Origin of the sequence: Pseudobacteroides cellulosolvens ATCC 35603 = DSM 2933, from assembly GCF_001262605.1 — a bacterium.
GTDB classification, from domain to species: domain Bacteria; phylum Bacillota; class Clostridia; order Acetivibrionales; family DSM-2933; genus Pseudobacteroides; species Pseudobacteroides cellulosolvens.
Map to the genome: position 1 here is coordinate 2,899,408 of NZ_LGTC01000001.1, position 19,191 is coordinate 2,918,598.

15 protein-coding genes are annotated in these 19,191 nt (G+C 37.7%); 9 read left to right on the forward strand and 6 right to left on the reverse strand.

Annotated elements, in window-relative coordinates; all coding sequences use genetic code 11:
- Window positions 1-10 precede the first annotated feature (10 nt).
- A complete protein-coding gene (locus Bccel_RS11775; RefSeq protein WP_036944488.1) occupies window positions 11-3,007 on the reverse strand; it encodes an S-layer homology domain-containing protein in 2,997 nt (998 codons plus the stop codon).
- Window positions 3,008-3,216: 209 nt separating this feature from the next.
- Between Bccel_RS11775 and cooS the strand changes: the two genes are divergently transcribed.
- On the forward strand, window positions 3,217-5,349 hold the full coding sequence (gene cooS, locus Bccel_RS11780; RefSeq protein ID WP_036944489.1) for an anaerobic carbon-monoxide dehydrogenase catalytic subunit: 2,133 nt from the start codon (window positions 3,217-3,219) through the stop codon (window positions 5,347-5,349).
- 156 nt (window positions 5,350-5,505) lie between these two features.
- On the opposite strand, the gene Bccel_RS11785 is transcribed toward cooS, so the two are convergent.
- Window positions 5,506-7,296, reverse strand: coding sequence for a glycosyl hydrolase family 18 protein (locus tag Bccel_RS11785; protein WP_081927119.1), 1,791 nt, complete (start codon window positions 7,294-7,296; stop codon window positions 5,506-5,508).
- 209 nt (window positions 7,297-7,505) lie between these two features.
- Here Bccel_RS11785 and Bccel_RS11790 point away from each other — a divergent pair, with 209 nt between their 5' ends.
- Window positions 7,506-8,360, forward strand: coding sequence for an AraC family transcriptional regulator (locus Bccel_RS11790; RefSeq protein ID WP_036944491.1), 855 nt, complete (start codon window positions 7,506-7,508; stop codon window positions 8,358-8,360).
- Window positions 8,361-8,494: 134 nt separating this feature from the next.
- On the opposite strand, the gene Bccel_RS11795 is transcribed toward Bccel_RS11790, so the two are convergent.
- From Bccel_RS11795 to Bccel_RS11805, 3 genes are read right to left on the reverse strand one after another with little or no spacing between them, the layout of a single operon-like run.
- Window positions 8,495-9,292: an ABC transporter permease gene (locus tag Bccel_RS11795; protein ID WP_036944492.1), complete on the reverse strand. Its 798-nt coding sequence runs from the start codon at window positions 9,290-9,292 to the stop codon at window positions 8,495-8,497.
- 6 nt (window positions 9,293-9,298) lie between these two features.
- Window positions 9,299-10,093 (reverse strand): ABC transporter permease, encoded by a 795-nt coding sequence (locus Bccel_RS11800; RefSeq protein ID WP_036944493.1) that lies wholly within the window; start codon window positions 10,091-10,093, stop codon window positions 9,299-9,301.
- Complete coding sequence (locus tag Bccel_RS11805; protein ID WP_322787010.1) at window positions 10,090-11,109, reverse strand: ABC transporter ATP-binding protein; 1,020 nt, start codon at window positions 11,107-11,109, stop codon at window positions 10,090-10,092. Before Bccel_RS11805 ends, Bccel_RS11800 begins: the two co-directional genes overlap by 4 nt.
- 358 nt (window positions 11,110-11,467) lie before the next feature.
- Between Bccel_RS11805 and Bccel_RS11810 the strand changes: the two genes are divergently transcribed.
- The 4 genes from Bccel_RS11810 (at window position 11,468) to Bccel_RS11825 (ending at window position 16,897) form a co-directional block, all read left to right on the forward strand.
- On the forward strand, window positions 11,468-12,958 hold the full coding sequence (locus Bccel_RS11810) for a spore germination protein (protein WP_050753402.1): 1,491 nt from the start codon (window positions 11,468-11,470) through the stop codon (window positions 12,956-12,958).
- Entirely contained in the window at window positions 12,945-14,027 is a 1,083-nt protein-coding gene (locus tag Bccel_RS11815; RefSeq protein WP_036944496.1) for a GerAB/ArcD/ProY family transporter, read from the forward strand. The genes Bccel_RS11810 and Bccel_RS11815 overlap by 14 nt, the downstream gene beginning before the upstream one ends.
- The gene (locus Bccel_RS11820; protein ID WP_050753403.1) at window positions 14,024-15,148 is read left to right on the forward strand and encodes a Ger(x)C family spore germination protein; all 1,125 of its coding nucleotides are present in this window, start codon (window positions 14,024-14,026) and stop codon (window positions 15,146-15,148) included. Before Bccel_RS11815 ends, Bccel_RS11820 begins: the two co-directional genes overlap by 4 nt.
- Window positions 15,149-15,298: 150 nt before the next feature.
- The gene (locus tag Bccel_RS11825; protein WP_081927123.1) at window positions 15,299-16,897 is read left to right on the forward strand and encodes an SGNH/GDSL hydrolase family protein; all 1,599 of its coding nucleotides are present in this window, start codon (window positions 15,299-15,301) and stop codon (window positions 16,895-16,897) included.
- Window positions 16,898-16,988: 91 nt separating this feature from the next.
- On the opposite strand, the gene Bccel_RS11830 is transcribed toward Bccel_RS11825, so the two are convergent.
- A complete protein-coding gene (locus Bccel_RS11830) occupies window positions 16,989-17,915 on the reverse strand; it encodes a DUF2935 domain-containing protein (protein ID WP_036944497.1) in 927 nt (308 codons plus the stop codon).
- Between the two features lie 237 nt (window positions 17,916-18,152).
- Here Bccel_RS11830 and Bccel_RS32080 point away from each other — a divergent pair, with 237 nt between their 5' ends.
- The 3 genes from Bccel_RS32080 to Bccel_RS11835 are packed head-to-tail and all read left to right on the forward strand — an operon-like array spanning window position 18,153 to window position 19,117.
- Window positions 18,153-18,287, forward strand: a complete 135-nt coding sequence (locus tag Bccel_RS32080) for a hypothetical protein (RefSeq protein ID WP_276326165.1) — start codon at window positions 18,153-18,155, stop codon at window positions 18,285-18,287.
- 36 nt (window positions 18,288-18,323) lie between these two features.
- Window positions 18,324-18,479 carry a hypothetical protein gene (locus Bccel_RS30735; RefSeq protein WP_162838931.1) on the forward strand — a complete coding sequence of 52 codons (156 nt, stop codon included), beginning with the start codon at window positions 18,324-18,326 and terminating at the stop codon, window positions 18,477-18,479.
- Window positions 18,476-19,117: an HDIG domain-containing metalloprotein gene (locus tag Bccel_RS11835; protein WP_036944499.1), complete on the forward strand. Its 642-nt coding sequence runs from the start codon at window positions 18,476-18,478 to the stop codon at window positions 19,115-19,117. The genes Bccel_RS30735 and Bccel_RS11835 overlap by 4 nt, the downstream gene beginning before the upstream one ends.
- The last annotated feature ends 74 nt before the right edge of the window (window positions 19,118-19,191 follow it).

Sequence of the window (19,191 nt, forward strand, 5' to 3'; positions counted from 1 at the left end):
TAAAATATTGCTAATCCTCTACAAAAACTATATATCCATCACCTGTTTCAGTTTTACCTTTTTTGTAAACTCTGAGATTATCATTAACTTGGATCTGGGATGGGTTGATTTCTTTTTTATCCTTTATGATTACTGTGTTTTTAAGGAGGCTCAGTGTTATATCCTTGCTATCTGCCCAAACATGATTTGTCATATCGTATACCTTTGAATTTTTTATAACTATTCCTGTTGGTTCTGTAAGATATTTGCCGTCAGAGCCCGTACTTCCACCTGACAACTCAAACACACTGCCCTTCGCAAAAGCACCGTCCGGCCCATAAGGGGCTGTACTGACCAGAAGTGCATTTATATTGTCAGATACTACATACACACTTCTTCCCAAATATGTGTCAACCCCATATCCGGTAAATTCTCTCTGTGGTATGAGACCTTCATCATCAAGTATTTTTGTATCATATGTAATCTTAAATGTTTTGGGCGTATTTACAAATTCCCAGTTCTGGCCTTTTAGCTGGGAAAAAGACTCAAGCTCAAAATTCTTATTATCAGCTAAAGCTTTTATCCTTCCCCTATATACTGTCAAGGCATTTGGGTCAATCCTGTCATTGAGCTGAATAACGCCTGCAAAATAATCTCCAGTGTCATTATCCCTGTTAGCCACTATATAAGCCGCATCATCTATCGTAATGCTGTTTCCGGTGACAAGCTTCCCATCCTTTACAATAATTGTTGATGGACCATAGTTCATGCTGTTACTGCTTTTATTGAGTTCAAACTGCCCTGCTGCTGTTTCTGTACGTGCAATTATGTCATCTGCAAGTGTTTCCAGACTGCCTTTATCTCTGAATGTAACCTGGACTGCTCTTTCCCCCCCGCCGTAGTCTCCTTCTGCCGCAATATAAGCTTCCTGGTTTCTTAGTATGTTGTTGACCATTTTATCATCAATGGCCTTATCCCCAGAATAGAGCTTATAATAATCACCCAAATTGATCTTGCTTATGCCTATATTCTGAGAACGCTCCCATTGGCCTTTCGACAGTCTTTCCATGTTTTGCAGCACTAAATCCTTCGTTGTCTCATTTAGCTGCACAAGGCTACCCTTGTATATATTCCTGATAATTTTTTGGCTGTCATTGATGGTAATTCCTTTAACAACTATATCCTTTTTGGTCTGATTCAATATAAGCTTTATCCTGTCTCCGTCTTTTAGTTGATCAACTCCGGCTACTGTGTTATTTACAACAACAGGTACAGCACCATCAACAGGCAGCACCTGCTGTGAACCATTGTCATACTCCACTAAAATGGCAGAAGGCTTTTGGGCTATTATCCTTGCATACCTTGAAATATAATTGTCAACACCGCTTATATCATAGACATTCATCTTTTCATCAAGCTTCATAAAAACCGAATCCCCAGGTTCTATATCATCAATACCAACCTTTTTGCTGTTCTTGTTCACATTAATATTATTTGGGTTTACATAGCTAAATGTCCTTAATGCACTTGTACCCGACGGATTTGTACCCTGACCGTTCTCTCCGTATAGGGTTATATAGCCTAACTGGGGATTATTTTCCTCCACAATCCCTTTTACTATCCTTAAATCTCCATCTAGTGTAAGGTTTACACTTTTAATACCCGTCACCATATCATCCCTTAATGTCAGAATATATATGGAGTCCGGCTTAACCGTTTCCATAGCAGCCGGTATACCTTCGTTATAAATTTTCACACTATTGCTGTACCTGTATGTGGAATCTACAAGTCCGCTGCTGCCATTTGCAATTGTTTTTTTGCCATCCTTACTCACATCAGGATATTCAAGGTCCATAAGCCTTGTTACGTTAATGGTTAGGTTTTGGGAATCTATGGAATTGACCTGTGCAGCCATATATTTGGTATCATTTACACTGGAAATAACATTCACAAACCTGACAGATTTATCTTCCCCAATGATATATTCTACCCTGTCTCCAGATTCCAAAAGATCACTTTTCCCAATTTTTCCATACTTATAAACTATAAAATCCTTCTCCGTCCCCGGCAAAGGCGTCCCAATCTGCTCATTTTTGTTCTTATCCACTGCATCGGTCAAAAACTGGGCATCCACCTTGTGAAGCTTGCCGTTAACATTTCTTATATTGAAGGTATTGGTTGTTATTCTTTCACCAAGGCTTGAATCAGTGGATTCTTTTATTCCTTCTATGGTCCCTAGTGTTTTATTTAGTTTCAAAATTGGAAGAATCAGCTTTTCCCCATTCTTAATTATCTGTGCAACCTGAGCCCTTGTAAGTGTACCTGTAGGGTCAAACCTTCCATTTCCGGTACCATTCATTATATTATTTTTTATCAGTCCTTCCAGATATGGAATCCTAATGGGGTCTGCTGCTGACCAGTCCATAAAGGAGTTGAAAATTTTATCCTGACCGTATACAGGTTCAATTTTCATCGTTTTTGCCAGCCAATCTCCAAATTCCTGTCTTTGGGCATAGTTTGCCCTGTAAAAGCTGGTTCCAGGTATAAGTTTTGTAGGATCGGTATTGAAAGCATCTGTACGGTCCTGATTTGATATTAGGCCTTCATCTGCGGCCAGCTGCAAATAACCGTCAGCCCACATACTAATGGCGTTTTTCTTTTTATCTGCCGGCTGCCTTGCATTATCCAGTTCTTCAGCTGTCTTTTGTGCATCGCCTTCCCTGCCTGCCACCCTGTATGCAGCTGCTATTGCCTGCTCCTTAGTTACTGGCTGGTTAAGGCCGAAGTTTCTGTTACCATACCCTTTCATGATGCCAAGGGCCCCTGTTTCATAAATAGCCTCTTTAGCCCAGGTATTGGAGTTTTTTATGTCTATGTAATCAATATTATTGAGAACTGCAGATGCATTATCTATACCGGAAAAAATGGCTTCAGGTACTTCTTTCTCATCAGCTGCCACTGAAAAGACGCCTGAAGTAATGATTATTAGCAGTAATGATATTGCCCTGATCAATTTTTTTTGTACCATGCTTATTACCTTCCTCTGTGGAATTTCATTATCACAATAATAATATCGGATGATTTAGCCAATTATTTTATTGTTCAAAGATTTTTATTAACTGTATAACTCTTCAAATTTAACGCAATTAATCATGCCTTAATGCATATTAATGTTTGATTAAACAAAAGATAACAAAAAAGAAAGGTGAAGTAATTTTAAAATCAAGGAGGCCCACAATGTTAGATAAAGACGTCAAAGATTCTTATAACAGGAGTGCAGGTACAATGCGTGGAGATCAAACCACTTTCGGTACCAAGCTCACCAATGAGGATTCAAACGATCCCAATACACACACAGACATTCATAACAGGATCAACATTGACTACAACGGTATTACAAAATCTCCTTCAATGGAAGAAGTCCACAACTGGCAAAGGGAGCATATCAAAACAAACGACCAGTCAAAAGAAGGCTACCCGATGAATGTTATAATAGATCCTGCAATGCGGGAAATGTATCAGGTAGTACATGATTCCGGACTGACAAATGTATTTGACAGGTTCAGCCAGCAGCAGCCCATACAATGCAAATTTTGCATAGAGGGTTTATCCTGCCAGCTATGTGCCAACGGTCCCTGCCGTATATCCGACAAGGTTCCGAGAGGTACCTGCGGAGTTGATGCTCATACAATGGTTGCAAGAAATTTTGTATACAGGCATGTCACCATAGGAACATCTGCAAACATATTCCACTGCCATCAGGCAGCCCGCACCTTGAAGGCTGCAGGAGAACACCCTGAAAGCGGTCTTAAAATAAGGGACCCTGAAAAACTGAAAAAATACGCAGACATGGCAGGCCTTAATGCAAATCAACCTATAGAAAAGCTTGCAGTAGAATTTGCCCAATGGGTGATAAATGATATCCACTCACCTTACCACATACATTCTAAGGCTGTTGAGGCCTTTGCTCCAACAAGACGCAAGGATTTATGGAGGAAACTGGGCTTATTCCCCGGCGGCGGCTACAGTGAAGTTGCTTACGCTCAGACTCGCTGTATGACCAACTTTACCTCCGAGCCTACAGAATTTCTTATGGACAGCGTAAGACTCGGAGTTGCAAATGAATACCAAGGACTCTTCCTTCTTGACATAATTCAGGAAATACTTATGGGTACTCAGGAAATTGTTAAGAAACAACAGAATATGGGACTCTTGAAGGAAAATATGATCAACGTAGTTACCAATGGACATATGCCTCTATTAGCCCATGTAGCAATTGACCTGGCTTCAACTGATGAATGCCAGCAAAGAGCCAAGTCTATAGGTGCAGACGGAATTCAGATACTGGGTCATGTATGTGAAGGCCAGCAGCTTATAAACTATGAAGGCATGCATAACCAAAAGGGCTATGGCGGACAGGAAGGCGAGTGGCTGTCCCAGGAATATCTATTGGCAACAGGTGCAGTTGATTTGTTCATGTTTGATTACAATTGTACAGTTCCAACAATGCCCCTCTACGCAAAGCGATTCGGAACCAAACTTCTAAGCACCCATCCGGTTATACAACTGCAGGGAACAGAAACACTGGACTTCATACCTGAAAAAATGAAGGAGCAGGCCGAAAAAGCGTTGGACATGGCCTTTGAAGCTTTCAAGAAAAGAAAGTCCGAAAATAGGAAAGTATACATTCCACCGCATAAATCCGACTGCATGGTTGGTTTTAGTACAGAATCCGTTAAAAAAGCACTTGGCGGAAGCTTTAAGCCATTGATTGACCAGATTGCAAACGGTAACATACGGGGTATTGCAACTATTGTAGGCTGTACTACAGCAAGATACGGCCAGGGCGGAAGCAATATTTTCAAAATTACAAAAGGCCTTATCGAAAACAACATTCTTGTACTGTCCGGAGGATGTACATCCTCTGTTATGGAGTACACAGGCCTGACAAATCCAAATGCTGCAGATGAATGCGGTGAAGGATTAAAGGCTGTTTGTAAACAACTTGGAATTCCACCTGTACTTTCCTATGGGGCTTGTGTAGATATAGGAAAAATGACCCATACTGCAAAAGAATTGGCTGATGCCCTTAATGTAGACACAAATAAACTTCCATTGGTTATAGGTGCACCTGAATACCTTGAGCAAAAGGCTGTTGCAGATGCCTGTACAGCAGTAGCTTTAGGTTGGCTGGTACACATAGCACCTGTTCCATCAATTACAGGAAGTGATGTTGTGGTAAAAACTCTCACAGAGACTACCGAAAGCCTTGGCCTCGGCAAGGTTGTTGTAGAATTGGATGCAGAAAAAACCATTAAAATATATGTTGACCATATTGAGAAAAAGCGAAAGGAATTAGGCTTAAATTAAACCAGGATTTGGACCTATAAAACCCGAGAGCCAAATTACATCAAAAAAGTCTTTTGGCTCCCGGCCTCATTAACCGCATTCTCTGCTTGTTTTCCTAAAGTCATGGCCTCTAAAGCTTAAAATGATCCTTTATGAAAAACTTTATCCATATTTTTATCACTTATAGTCATCCGAACTCATGTTAAAATGTCTGGCAATTATTATAACATCCGACATGTTTATAGAGTAATCCATATTAAAATCACAATCGGAATTATACTTCCCATCGCCGCTGACACTGCCAAAAACTTTGGCAATTTCTATAATATCAGACATGTTTATAACATTATCCTGCACCCCTTTTGTTCCAACATCACCGGCACACATGTCTAATGGTGACTCTTTTGTGCCTAATTTTACATTATTATTTACAAGAACACTTTTTATCTGCCTTGTAAGGTATCCGGGTTTAGTTAATGTCAATGTATAAGGTGTATCACTTGCAGGCACTCCTGAAACTTCATAATATCCATTAGCATCAGTGGTTGTTTTAATGCCGTTATATGATAATTCAATCTTAAAACCTGATAAAACTCTTGCTTCCGAATCCTTGGTAAAGTTAAAATCAGGCCTGACATATCCACTTATTTTATATGATGGTTTATCAGTTGGTATTACAGTGGGAGTCGGCTTAGGATCTTTTTTTGAAAAGCTGTTATATATTACCGAAACAAGAGACTTCTCTTCAGATGGATGGTCCCCGCAGATCTCCCAGAACATTATGCCTCCCAAATTGTTTTTCTTGGCATATTCACATTTATTTTTTAATGAAACTTCATCTTCATATGTATAAAATACTTTAGTTGATGGATTCCATAGATACGGCACCTGGGAGTTATTGTCCCAGTACTTTGTAAAACCCGAACCGGGAGCTTCCAAAACATCCTTTATGTAGTAATATGGATTGGTCCCACCTGGACTGCTGCTTTCATTCCAAATTCCCACAGGTGAGCCATTGGCATTTCCAAATAATCCATTGGAACCTCCATTTACATCCTTCCACCCGGTTGAATAGAAAGGCACACCCATATTCAGCTTTTGGGCTGGAACACCAAGCTTTATATACTCACTTACTGTCCAGTTGGTATTGTTTTTTTGCTTTGCTGCATCATATGAAGGATCATCAGGATTTTCATAAAGGGGTGAAAGATGGTTGGTCATATTGCTCCAGCTACCGTTATAATCGTATGTCATCAGGTTAATAAAATCCAAATATTGATGGTATTTATCTGGCTCGGTATTTGCTATGGCAGTACTACCTGCTGGAGCAGCAATGGTAAGCAAATATTTTTTTCCATCCTTTATCCCCGCCTCATCAAGCTTTGTACGCAGTCCTTTCAAAAGAAGGGTAAAATTCTGTTTATCTTCAGGTCGGCATTTATTTCCTGCCAATCCACCTGCAACAGGAAATTCCCAATCAATATCCACTCCGTCAAACTGGTATTTCCTTATGAATTCCACGCAGCTGTCGGAAAATACCTGCCTTGATGAATCGGTTAACGCCACATCGGAAAAGTACATGGATTGGGTCCATCCGCCCACCGAAATAAGAGTTTTAACCTTTGGATAAAGCTTCTTATATTTTATCAACTGGCCCAGATTCCCTTTTAAAGGAGTATCCCATTTGTCATCTCCAAATGGCTTGTCAATTGCGGCCCAAGGGTCACATAACGCTATTTTGCCATTCTCAATTTTAGCAAATGCATAATTAATATGAGTCAGCTTGTCCCATGGCATATCCGATACTTCGTAGAAGTTGTGACCTTCATATATACCCCATTCGGTAAAATAAGCAACAATGTTTTTTGGCCCCTCATCCTCTGCCATAACAATAGAAGTATTCAACATAACCATACTTACTATGATGCATAAAGCCTTGAGCAGTTTTCCATGCAGTATATTCATCATGATACCCCCTAAAATGATATTGTGTTAAATGCATATATTTCCATTATACCATTTTAGAACATTAAGTTTAACAATGATTTTGCCGCCTGGCTGCGATATGTTATGATAAAGCATATGGAACAATTTTCACCTGTCATCCGAAAGCATTATAAGACAGGAAAATAATACAGAAAAGCTTTAATATGTATATATACGAGAGGAGAAGTTTTATGGATTGGCTTGGTGCAATGAACAAAGCAGTAGAATACATTGAGGACAACATAAATGACAAGCTGGATATCGAGAAGGTATCTAAAATAGCCTTATCATCCCCATTTCACTTTCAACGGATGTATCATATAATGACTGGTGTCACTATAGCCGAATATATACGCAGGCGCAGGCTGACACTAGCTGCACAGGATATTATATCCGGAGAAAAGATCATTGATGTTGCTTTCAAGTATGGATACGAAACTCCCGAAGCTTTTACTAAAGCTTTTGGCAAACTGCATGGAATAAGTCCTTCTGCTGCAAAAGAACCTGGTGCAAAGCTCAAAGCATATCCACGATTATCCTTTCAGATTTCAATAAAAGGAGATAAAAAAATGGATTATACGATTATTGAAAAAGAAAGCTTTTCTGTAATGGGCAAAAAAACTAAAATCACCATGGTAGACGGCCAAAACTTCAGCCTGGTACCTAAATTCTGGGACGAATGCATGAAGGATGGCACATATCAATGGGCATGTTCAAACGCGGGCAAACTTGGTATTATGGGGATTTGTCTCGATTTTGTTAAAGACACTGAAGAATTCTATTACATGATAGGGGTCGAAAACAATTGCGAAGAACTTCCTAAGGGTTATGTATCAGCTACTATCCCTAAAGCTACATGGGCTGTATTTGAAGCGGTAGGTCCTCTGCCTGAAGCTGCACAGGATGTTACCAGAAAGATTTTTGCCGAATGGTTTCCATCTACAGGATATCAGCATGATTGTGCACCCGAGCTTGAGGTTTACCCTGAAGGAGATTATAATTCTCCCGATTATAGGTGTGAGATATGGATTCCTATTAAAAAGTAATTGCAAAACAAATTTACATGAAATTTTTACCACCTTGACATTGTCCTGAAAATTATGGTGTCTATATCACTTTATATAACAACGTTTAAAAAGACACCATATTTTTTATATGGAAGTAATTCTTTAATCATTCCTTAAGACCCAGTGCCGGAATACCTGTTAAGGCCAATCCTCCAGATGTTATATGCTATAATAAATAAACCTATCCCTATAAATGGCGTAGCAAAAACACCCATATCGACACTATCCGGCTTCAAAAAGAACCTTGACGGATAATAACCTATAAAAGCTACTGGAATGATACAGGTAAATATAAACCTGAAGAACCCGTTGAATATGGTAATGGGATATCTTGCATACTCACTCAACTTGAAAATAAGCACCAGAACTGAAACAGATTCTATAACCCAAAAAGAAACGGAAGCCGCCATCAACGCAAGTGATATCATTATAAGTGCCGAGCCGAATATAAATACTACAAACATGATTATGTTAAGCGGAGTCCAGTGCAAGCCAAGCTTGACTGATGAATAAATAAGCATTGTAAGTGCAAGAACAAGCTGCCCCAAGCCCTTTATGTCAAACACCTCTGAGACATAATAAAACAACGTGTTGATGGGCTTAAAATAATATTTAATAAAATTACCGTTTCTTAAGGATATCCTTATGACCCAAAGGTTGTCAAAAAACAGTTGCATGGGTGTTACGGCAAGGAGTGCAAAAGAATATAAAAATATCAATTCATTAAGATTCCATCCCTCAATATTATTTATGGAATAAAAAAGTACCCAGTATGTAAATAAGCCCGTTATATTAAGCAGAAGCATTGCAAACGTACTTATATAAAAATCACTTCGGAACTGCATTCTGGCTTTTATGTACTGGGATATCATCTTTATGTAAAGCCTTGAATAAAACTTTAAACGCTTCATTCCACATTAACCTCCATTAACTGTGATAACCTTAACAGCTTTGCGATAGAAAAGCCTGTTTATGGCAAAAAGTAAGAGTATCCAAAAAATCTGCACCAGAAAATTATTAATGTAATCACTTATACCAGACTTATTGGATATCAGTGTATTTAAAGGTATATTATAAATCGCCTGGAAAGGCAGAAAATTAACTATAGTCTTTAAAGTTTCCGGGAAAAAGCTTATTGGAATAACGGCACCGGACAGAAGCATAACTATGGAGTCCTTGGCAGAGCTCATTCCCCAGGTAGACTCATTGTAAAAACATATAAGCCCTACAAGGAAGTCAATGTTGAACATTATCAGGTATGAAAGTATTATGGAAACCGGAAAAATCAAAAGGTTTAACCCAACAGGCATATCCGGTTTAAACACAAACAGAATTACCAAAACAGTAGGAACTGTTATTGTGACAAACTTTAAAAGCACATACCCAAGACATTCAAAGAGCTTATACATCATGAGGTCTATGGGCTTTATAAAATGCATGACAATAGAACCTTCTATAACTTCCCTTGACATTCCCCATTCCACAAATGTAGTAAACAGCGAAAATATGGTGGAAGCCAGGGCTAAATAAACAAATACCTGGTTGAAGGTCATTCCATTCAGGCTTTTTGCACCCGAGCCATATATTGAACTCCACAAAAAGTATATGATAGTTATGTAAACCATGTTGCTTACTATAGAAAATAAAAAGTTAAATCTAAATACCGTGATAGTAAGAAAAACTTTTCTTGTTACTACAAAATATTTTTTCATTTAAGACCACCCTCATAAATTTCTCTTATGATCTTTTCCGTAGGCACTTCTTCAACCTTAATATCCTTTAATGGAAAGAGGGTCAGAAGGTAATTTAACATATCTACCAGCTTTATTTCATCAAGATTGATTGTTATATTGATCCAGCCATCCTCAGAAGCTTCTATTTCAGGAAGCTTTCTGCACTTAAAATTGCTTTTTATCTTGTTTGACAGCTCTTCCAAATCAAATTGCTCCGACATTTCAAGTCTTAGCACCCTGTAAGCACCAAACAAGCTGTTGACTTTCTGGATATCTCCGTCAAATATGGTTGAGCCCTTATCTACAATTATTATCCTTTTGCAAAGTATTTCAAGATCGCTGATGTCATGAGTAGTAAGAAGTATTGTGGTTTTATTGCGTGTGTTGAGCTCTTTTATAACTCCCCTTATCTTATTTTTTATAGATACATCAAGGCCAATTGTAGGTTCGTCAAGAAATATGATTTTGGGGTTATGTAAAAACGCAGCCACTATATCACACAGCATCCTTTGCCCTAATGAAAGAAACCTTACAGGTGTACTATGCAGTGAATCCAGTCCGACAAGATCATTAAACAACCCCATATTGGTATTATATGTCTTATCGTCTATCTCAAAAATCTCCTTTAATATCCGGAACGATTCAATTACAGGCAGCTCCCACCACAGCTGAGTCCTTTGTCCAAAAACCACCCCTATATTTTGGACATATTTCATCCTCTGCTTGTATGGCACAAAGTTATCAACCTTTATGCTTCCCGATGTAGGCTCTAGGACCCCCGTCATCATCTTGATGGTAGTAGATTTTCCAGCACCGTTAGGGCCAACAAAGCCTACCATTTCACCTTTATCTATGGACATTGATATATTATCAACTGCCTTAACTATTTTATAATCTCTAGAAAACAGGTCTCTAACCGCCCCACCAAAGCCTTGATGCCTGTTTAGGACTTTAAAGCTTTTGCATAAATTCTCTATTTGTATAATACTCAACACGACCACCCCGTTTTTAATATGCAGGTATTTTACACCAAAATATATAGCAATTCAACATTTTTAACATAATATATCAACAAAAATATTATCGGTAAAAAAGTTATTTTAAAATATATGTTACGAAAAAGATTTTTCATTAGCAAACGCAGTTGAATCGTCTGCATTTGCATTATAAAAATGAATTTTTCGTAACATATGAATCAAGGAAAATGTTTTGCAATTATTAAAAATGTAAAATGATTATTGCAAAACATATAGTTCCATTTATGATTTCTGTTTGGTAATGCAGGGATAGAAATCTATTTCCTGCAAACAATATATTATATGAACATTGTTAATTCATAATGAGGTGCTTATTGTGCATTGGAAAAAGAATAAAAGCGATAACGCTGAAACACCTAAAGAAACAAAGGGTATTGATGTAAAATTAATTATAGATAAACTTAAGGATTGCCCTGATATTGTACAAAAGAAAGTCTTTTTAGATAGTAAGTATGAAGCATATTTTATTTATATCGGAAACATGGTCAATAAGGATCTTCTACAAAGGGATTTTATGAGGCCTGTCCTTTCCATGGGTTTTAAGGAGCTGTCAAACAGAAGCATGGTTCTTAATTTGCCATGCTATGAAATAACCCTTTTAAATAACTCTGATGAAGTTGTTGAAAACATTATGTCAGGCAATTCTGTTTTTGTATCAGATTCCATAGGTTTTGCATTATCATATACTGCATCGGATATGGCTGAAAGAAGCATCGACGAGCCTGTTACCGAGAAAAATGTACGCGGTCCCCATGAGGGCTTTGTTGAACCCTTATCGACAAACCTATCCATATTGAGAAGAAAAATAAAAAATAACAAGCTAAAATTCAAAACTGTTACTTTAGGTATTCAGACAAACCAAAAAGTGGCTGTTACATATATTGAGGACATTGCAAATATTGATATGGTCAACAGCATTTACAACAAAATAAGCAATATAAAAATAGACGGATTATCTTCAATAGGCAATTTGGAACAGCTCATTATCCCTCATCCTTTCTCGCTGTTTCCACAATTTCTGGCTACCGAAAGACCTGACAGGGTCATGGCTGCCCTCCTCGAAGGAAGTGTTGTAATAATTATGGATGGAACACCTGTAACACTGGTAGCACCGGTAGATTTCATATCATTTTTCCAGGCACCGGATGATTACAGCACATCATGGATACATGGTTCATTCCTTAGGCTATTAAGGATTATCGGACTCATTTTAGCAGTGATTCTGCCATCACTATATATCGGGGTTACTACCTTTCATTATTATGTAGCACCTTTAAATCTGCTGATATTCCTAGCAGAATCCAGATCGAAAGTTCCCTTTCCGCCTATTGTTGAGGTACTAATTCTGGAGATACTGGTTGAAATGATCCGTGAAGCTGCAGTTCGGCTGCCCACATACATAGGTACCGTTATAGGGGTTTTTGCAAGTCTTGTTATCGGACAGGCAGCTGTTGAGGCAGGGATTGTAAGCAATGTGCTGATAGTTATAGTCGGTGCTTCTGCTGTTGCCTCCTATGTTATTCCTTCTTTTGATATGTCCATGTCGATACGTATACTGCGATTTATATTCACATTGGCTGCATCGTTTTTTGGTTTTATCGGTATTGTAATATGCACAGGATTTACACTCGTACATCTGGTAAGTATGCAATCACTTGGCCAGCCATATTTTCAGCCTTTTGCTCCGTTAGTTGTTAAAGACCTTAAGGACACTATCTTTAGATTACCATTAAAAGCAATGGGGAAAAGAACAACAATCACCAAGACAAAAAATCAAACAAGGGGTAGAAAAAATGGAAGGGAATAATACAATCAGGCCGCTTCAAGTTGGACTTCTAATTTTTATAACACAAACAGGTGTAGGTATTGTCACGCTTCCAGCAACGTTAGCAAAAGAAGCTGGACATGATGGGTGGATATCTATGCTGTTAACAGGTTTAATCGTAATTATACTTAGTTTTTTGATTATGTTATTAATGAGGAGGTATTCAGATAAAGCCATTTATGACATAAATAAACTGATTTATGGAAAATTTATCGGGTTTGCTTTTAATTGCTTATTGGTTATTTATCTTTTAACAGCAACAGTGGCCGGTGCAAGCCTTTTTAACAACATAATCAGAATTACCATTCTTCAGACAACTCCCCCTTGGGTATTAGCTCCTTTTATAACACTACCATCATTTTACCTGGTGTGGCAAGGGCTAAAAAGCATAAGCAGGTTTCTATACCTTTCTATGATCAACTACCTTATAATTCCAATATTAATAATCTTATTATATGACAACTTCAGGGTTTCATTTCTTCTCCCATTGGGAGAAGCCGGGATAACACCTATACTATATAGTATCAAGACATGTTTTTTTGCATTTATAGGATTTGAGTTGATTGCTTTTTTCTATCCATGGATAAGTGAAAAAAATAAAGTACTAAAATGGTATCTTATAGCCACCTTAGCAAGTACTTTGATTTTTGTAGTAGTTGTTGCTGCTTCCATTGCAGTATTTGGTGAAAATCTGGTAAAGCTTTTTTCCATACCATTCTTTAACTTATCCAGGATATATAATGCTCCGATACTTGAAAGAATTGATTTATACCTTATAGCTATTTGGTACATACCAATGGCGTGCTCAATTAGGTCTTATATATTTACAGCATTCGATGGGCTGCAAAAAGTTTTCAAGCTAAAAAAAAACAGGGTTTCATATTTTTTATTCTTTGCTGCCATTCTTATATTAAGCAGCATACCTAATGATATCAACCAGATTTTTATGATCATAGATATAATAAACAATGCAGGAATGGGAATCTCACTTTTCCTGGTATTATGTTTAGTTCTTTCATTCATTAGAAAAAAAGGAGTGCTAACCAGATGAAAGTTATAAAGTACATTCTTTTAATTTTCTTATGTATAAATTTATTACTGCAAACAGGATGTTGGGACCAGAAACTCTTTGAAGAGATAGGCTTTATTCTTCAGGTAGGTATAGAAGAATCTTCGGATCACAATATACTCTTCTCAATAACATATCCCATTGTAGAACGCGATACCGAAGAAAAAGTTGAATTCATGGCTGCATCCTCAGAAAAGCTTATAAGAGCCTCTAGGGAAAAAATAAGCAACATATCAGGGAAGCTTCTACAAGGCGGAAAGATTCAGCAAATTTATTTCTCAAAAGAAATTTCCACTAAAGGCATAAATGAATTTTTTGAACTTTTCCTCAGGGATCCTGAAAATCCTTTGTTAGCAAATGTTGTTATAGTAGACGGAAGTCCCAAGGAAATGCTGGAGTGGAGCCTTGAATTCAAAGATAAGCCAAGGCCTGCATTCTATGTTAACAACTTGCTTATGGATGCACGCCGAAGAGGTGTTGTACCTGAGACAAGAATATACAACTTCAGCATAATGTATCATTCAAAAACCATAGATCCAGTAACCCCCCTACTACGATATACCAAGAAAGATATAGTAATAGGAGGATGTGCTTTGTTCAGCAGTGATAAAATGGTTGGACAGTTGGACGTAGATCAAACAATAATCTTGAATGCTTTACTTGGTGAGGAGAAAAAGTTCAATTACACATACTACGGTCAAACCCCAAACAAAAGTGAAGAAAAAATTAAAATGGGATCCGTATTAACAATAAGAGACATTAAACGCAAAATAAAAACTTCTATTGAAAATGACGTACCTGTAATCAACATCAACTTGAATCTAACAGCCTTAATAGATGAATATACCGAGGAAGATAGCCTTGATAAACAAGAAATCAAAAAAACAATGGGGGATAATGTAGCCAGCAGCATTAAGACAGAAGTTCAAAAGCTTATAAAATATATACAAAATATAGGGTCTGATCCTATAGGCATCGGAGAGTTAATTCGCAGCAAATACAATAAATACTGGAAAAGTATCAAATGGAAGGAAGTTTATAAGGATGCAGTTTTTAATGTGGATGTCAAAGTGAATATTGAATCTTATGGAACCTTAAAATAAACAGTATATCGATTGCTTCTTGTTTACCAACTTACATTGAAGATTAATGAAATTTGTAGAAATATAAGGCAAAAAATGAGATAATAATATATAGATTAATCAATTAAACTCATTTATTTTATTATTTTAAATTATCTTAGAGGAGGTTTTATGATGAAAGTCAAATTATCAGTTTTACCGGCATTGATTTTAGCTTCTTTATCATTAATGCTGGTAGCTCTATGCCCAGTTCATGCATACGCAGCTGCAAGCTACAAAATAAGCGGATACATAGCACCGGATTTCAAGTTTAACGAATCGCAAGCCGCAGTACTAAAATCAGGCTTTACTGCAGAATTAGCCGGTACATCCTTCAAAGCTCAGACAGATATTGAAGGTTTCTTTTCAATTAGCGGAATACCCGAAACAACCAGCGGTACATTGGTAATAAAGAAGTCAGGCTATCTTGCTCGTAATATAAGCTTTACGAACATAAAATCCGATATATCAATCGGTCCAAAAGAAGGACCTGTTGATATATGGCCTGGTGATATAGACGCATCAGGAGTAATCAACATGTCTGACATTATATTAATGGCAGGCAGCTTCAATGCTGTTAAAGAAGACTCCAAATATAATGAATCCTGTGATTTCAACCTTAATGGAGCTATAAACATGGAAGATGTGTTGTTTGTTGCAAAGCGTTTCGGCAACACTTCCGAGAACTATCCTGCTGCTAAATTGGTTATGACTACTCCATCAGCAACTCCAACACCTTCATCACCATCAGGTACACCTGGAATCCGCTATGATGGAAGGTTTGACTTTACAAACCCTCAATCACCTAAATTTGCTTGGACAGGCAGCAGTATCGTTGCAAACTTCTCTGGTACTGAAGTAAGTGCAACCTTAAAATCTACCGGGGAAAACTGGTTCCAAGCTATAGTAGACGGCAAGGTCATGACTCCCTTTATGGTAAACAGCCAGTCTACAGTAAAGCTTGCCAGTGGTCTCACAAATGGGGAACATCAAATAGTCCTTTGGAAGAGAACAGAAGCCTCCCAGGGTGAAGTACAATTCCTAGGGTTTAACTTCGGAAGCGGTAAGCTTTTGGCACCACCGCCTGCTCCTGAAAGAAAGATTGAGTTTATCGGTGATTCAATCACATGTGCGTATGGTAATGAAGGAACAAGCAAAGATCAGCCTTTCACGCCAAAAAATGAAAACAGCTATTTATCTTACGCAGCAATCACTGCAAGAAGTTTAAATGCCAGTGCCAACTTTATAGCATGGTCCGGCATAGGCATTACGATGAACTACGGCGGTGCAGGCGGACAGCTTATTCAAGACCGCTACCTCATGACTCTTCCTCAAAGTGGAGTACAATGGGATTTCAAGAAATATATTCCACATGCTGTAGTAATCAACATAGGTACAAATGATTTTTCAACAGTCACACCTGATAAGACAAAATTTATAAATAATTATAAGGCTCTCATATCAAAGATACGTACAAATTATCCAGATGCACATATATTCTGCACCATAGGACCTATGATGTGGGGATCAGGCCTGGAGTCATGCAAATCATATGTTACCGATGTTGTTAACGACTTTAAATCCAAGGGTGACTTGAAAGTATATATGATGGAATACCCTCAACAATCAGAAACTAACGGTTATGGAGAGGATTGGCATCCAAGCTTGAAAACCCATCAGCTCATGGCTGATCAGCTAACTAAAGAGATTAAAACCAAACTTGGCTGGTAATAGTTCCCTGTGTATTTAAAAGTGAGGATGTAGCAAAATGCATTATAGACATCCATTTTGCTACATCCCCACTTTTTTCACGCTTATCTCTTTATACTTTAAACTCTTGTAATTCTTTTAGGTAGTGGTTTGCCTCTCTTAGTACATGGTCACTCAAAAGCGGCAGTATTATGGATCTGATTTTACATTCAAGAATTCCTTGTGTACCTTGCTCCTTAAAGTTTTTAATATTGGTTGTTGCTTCCATACTTCTTTTTGTGACTTCCGGCAGCAGTTCAATCCGGTCATAAGCGTCTCTTGCTGCCTGTGTAAGTTCATCGAACTCGCTTGCAAACCCATTAGCTTTATTTATAAGCTCTTCTTCGGTAGGATCAAGAAGTCCGCGAATAAACCTACCATGATCCCCCATTATATGGTTCCAAAAAATCTCACCTTTTGCAGCTGTCTGAGGCCCATCTATCAGGCTTTCACGCTTTTGGAGCTTCTCAAGGTGCTCTAGGTAATGTTCTGCCTCATGGATAACATGCTCAAGCATTGCAGGATACATGTTTGTAAACATTTTACACGCTAAAATATTATCAAGCATTTTTTTCTTTGTATCTATAGCTATCTTTAACTGTACAATTGTATTCTGGTTGAGCATACTTACTGCCTGCTCTATTGCAGGACTGTGTAAAAATGTATTACTGCTGTTAAATAATGCTGCTTCCATCTGGGTAATATTTGTGTTTATAGGTAAGCCTGTAAATTGTTGCGTCACAATCTCTGCTCTCATGGTATAGGGTGTGATAATATCCCCCATCCTTACAGCCTCAGGCCTCACATTACCATTAGCCAGTAATATTGTCTGAATCAAAAGGTTTTCAAATTTGCATTTAAGGTTCATTAACTGGGGCACCATCCCTGAATCCTTAAACGTAAGGGCAGCAGCACCAAATATCAAGTGTTCCTTAATAATCCTCAGAAAGAAAAGATTTGTTTCCAAGGATTGTTTTACAAATTCCATTCCTGTAATCATAATATACCTCCAACAAGATCTGTATAAATTCAATTTGTCAATGTGTTGGAAATAAAATTGCTAGCGATTTGTTTCCAATTTATTATATGTATTTACGTAAACATTGGAACCACTGCCATACGTTTCCGCAAATTTTATGTAAAAATCTATCATCCTTATCTTACTTATTTTTCAGCTAAAATTTGAAAAGAATATTTATAAAAAAATGAAGGAAACATATTTAATGAGGTGATTTATATGCCAAAAGACAGTCAGCCGGATAATAAAAAAGCAAGGGCTGAAAAATCCAATGGGCAGACTCCGATAACCGCTGAAAACCAGAATCAAAATAGGAATGCCAAGAAAAAATCCATTAAGAATAATGATGTATAAATTAAGCAAAAGCAAATAAAAAGGGGAGTGAATTAAATGGCCAAAGCCGGAATGCGAAGACCCGATCCGAGAGAACCACATGGAACTGAAAACACTCAAAAGATGCATATACCTAAAAATGATGTAGCACCTGTTCCGGAAATTCAAGGCAAAGCCAAGTATGGGAATAAAAAGGTAGATGAAAAGTCATGAAGCCACATGATATATTTCATCAAATTCATATACATCTATTAGGTGATGAACGGCCATCTTTATATTTTAATGAGATTTCAGAAACACAATTATTTGACCAATACCCTTTTAAGTTGTTGAACAACCTAAAGAAAGCCAACCAGTCGCCTAAACACCATCCTGAAGGTAATGTATGGAATCATACTATGATGGTTGTCGACGAGGCAGCTAGATTAAGAAGTGAAAGCAACAGTAAAAAAGCCTTTATGTGGGCAGCTTTACTTCATGATATAGGAAAACCCGATGCAACAAAATATAGGAATGGAAGAATAACATCCTACGATCATGACAAAATAGGTGCAGAGCTTGCAAGGAAATTCCTAATGGAATTTTCTGAGGATGACGCATTCATAAGAAAAGTAACCATGCTTGTAAGATGGCATATGCAAATCCTATTTGTAGTTAACAATATGCCTTTTGCTGATGTTGAAACAATGAAAAGACAGGCAGATATTACCGAAGTGGCCTTGCTTGGCCTATGCGACAGGTTAGGAAGACTGTATGTAGACCGCAGAAAAGAGGAAGCAAACATCAGGGCATTCCTGGAAAAATGCAGTACTGATATAAATAAAAATTCAAGAGTTTTGGTAAAAGTATAGGATAGCGGTAACAAACTTAAAAAAGGATAACGGACTGTAAGGCTTACAGCTCGTTATCCTTTTTTAAGTAAAGT

Coding starts and splice junctions, on each gene's coding strand:
- Bccel_RS11775 (WP_036944488.1), bottom strand. CDS start 3,007: ATGGTACAAAAAAAATTGATCAGGGCAATATCATTACTGCTAATAATC.
- cooS (WP_036944489.1), top strand. CDS start 3,217: ATGTTAGATAAAGACGTCAAAGATTCTTATAACAGGAGTGCAGGTACA.
- Bccel_RS11785 (WP_081927119.1), bottom strand. CDS start 7,296: ATGATGAATATACTGCATGGAAAACTGCTCAAGGCTTTATGCATCATA.
- Bccel_RS11790 (WP_036944491.1), top strand. CDS start 7,506: ATGGATTGGCTTGGTGCAATGAACAAAGCAGTAGAATACATTGAGGAC.
- Bccel_RS11795 (WP_036944492.1), bottom strand. CDS start 9,292: ATGAAGCGTTTAAAGTTTTATTCAAGGCTTTACATAAAGATGATATCC.
- Bccel_RS11800 (WP_036944493.1), bottom strand. CDS start 10,093: ATGAAAAAATATTTTGTAGTAACAAGAAAAGTTTTTCTTACTATCACG.
- Bccel_RS11815 (WP_036944496.1), top strand. CDS start 12,945: ATGGAAGGGAATAATACAATCAGGCCGCTTCAAGTTGGACTTCTAATT.
- Bccel_RS11820 (WP_050753403.1), top strand. CDS start 14,024: ATGAAAGTTATAAAGTACATTCTTTTAATTTTCTTATGTATAAATTTA.
- Bccel_RS11825 (WP_081927123.1), top strand. CDS start 15,299: ATGATGAAAGTCAAATTATCAGTTTTACCGGCATTGATTTTAGCTTCT.
- Bccel_RS11830 (WP_036944497.1), bottom strand. CDS start 17,915: ATGATTACAGGAATGGAATTTGTAAAACAATCCTTGGAAACAAATCTT.
- Bccel_RS32080 (WP_276326165.1), top strand. CDS start 18,153: ATGCCAAAAGACAGTCAGCCGGATAATAAAAAAGCAAGGGCTGAAAAA.
- Bccel_RS30735 (WP_162838931.1), top strand. CDS start 18,324: ATGGCCAAAGCCGGAATGCGAAGACCCGATCCGAGAGAACCACATGGA.
- Bccel_RS11835 (WP_036944499.1), top strand. CDS start 18,476: ATGAAGCCACATGATATATTTCATCAAATTCATATACATCTATTAGGT.